The organism is Psittacicella gerlachiana, from assembly GCF_003585965.1.
Lineage (GTDB): Bacteria > Pseudomonadota > Gammaproteobacteria > Enterobacterales > Psittacicellaceae > Psittacicella > Psittacicella gerlachiana.
In genome coordinates this window covers 1-1,267 of the sequence record NZ_NRJF01000289.1, presented here as the reverse complement: position 1 = coordinate 1,267, position 1,267 = coordinate 1, and the positions used below count along the sequence as shown (strand labels likewise).

Genomic DNA, 1,267 nt, shown 5'->3' with positions numbered 1-1,267 from the left:
ATATATGTAGTTTATACTCTGATAGTTAATTCTTGTTAAGAGTTGGGTTTTCTACTATCTTCGTTTTCTTTATTAAAGTTTAAGCTATCCGGTTTGATTACTGGAGTAGTTGAAGCTATAGAAGCAACTGAAGGGCTAATACCGTGTTTGGTATTTGGTTTTGATTTATCTCTTGCTTTATTATAAAAGTAGAGATATATTCCCGAAGCTACGATTACTACATACCCAATAATAGAGAGGAAATCTGGAATAGTCATAAAGAATATAAAACCAAGAACAAAGTTCCAAATTAAACTAGTATAAGAGTAGACACTAATTTCTTTAGCTGGTGCGAACTTAAACGAATAGGTTAAAGCAAATTGACCAATGGCAGAACAAATACTTGAAAGAATTAACCAAAGATAAAAGATACCTGAACCACTAAACCCATTAAAATTCTTTATCGTTGGATAAATCATAGTAATGATAATAAAACAAGCGAGATGAAACATAATTGTAGCTGGGTGTTCACCTGTTTCTTTAGTAGTTAGATAGCGAATTGACATATAAGCAATGCTAACTAATAAAGTTCCAACCAAACCTATTGCATAGGCAAAGAAATTAGGATTATTAAAACTTGGTTTTATTATAAGTAAAGCTGCAAGTAGACTAACGACAACAATAATTCCTTGGGTAAAGGTAACCTTTTCTTTTAAGAAAACGGCACAAAGGATTAAGAGTAACACTGAGTTTAATTTTAATAACATATCAGCATCTGCTAGACTTATATAATTTAAAGTGTATATATAGAGAAGCATAGCTGTGCCACCAGCAGCTGAACGCATTAAAAGTAAAATAGCATTTTGCTTATGTCCAAGTAATTTAACTTCTGGATTTTTCTTTTTAGCTTGGATTACAAGAAACCAAGCGACAATAAATAAGCCAAGACCACGAGAAAGAAGCTTCTCATATGAGCTTATGTTATCGCCAATGAGTTTAAAGAATAATCCCATAAGGGCTAAAGCAAAAGCAGAAAGAAGGGAGCAAAGTATTCCCTTTGTTAAATTTGACATCTAGTAAAACCTAAGGTGGAAAAGAAAAATAAAATTTATTTGTATATTATAATTGGAGAGAAGACTCTAATTAAAAATATTTCATAGTAAATTGTTTTATCCAAAATAAAAAAATAAATTAATTAATATAAAAAATATTTTTTATGAAAAATTGAACCAAATACGGGAGAAAAAAAAACATAAATTTATTTTTTTAATAATTTAAAAATCTAAAG

The 1,267-nt window shown here is 29.3% G+C and carries 1 protein-coding gene; it reads right to left on the bottom strand.

Annotated elements, in window-relative coordinates; all coding sequences use genetic code 11:
* Positions 1 to 35: 35 nt before the first annotated feature.
* Positions 36 to 1,052, bottom strand: a complete 1,017-nt coding sequence (locus CKF59_RS07735; RefSeq protein ID WP_119535327.1) for a DMT family transporter — start codon at positions 1,050 to 1,052, stop codon at positions 36 to 38.
* Between the last annotated feature and the right edge of the window lie 215 nt (positions 1,053 to 1,267).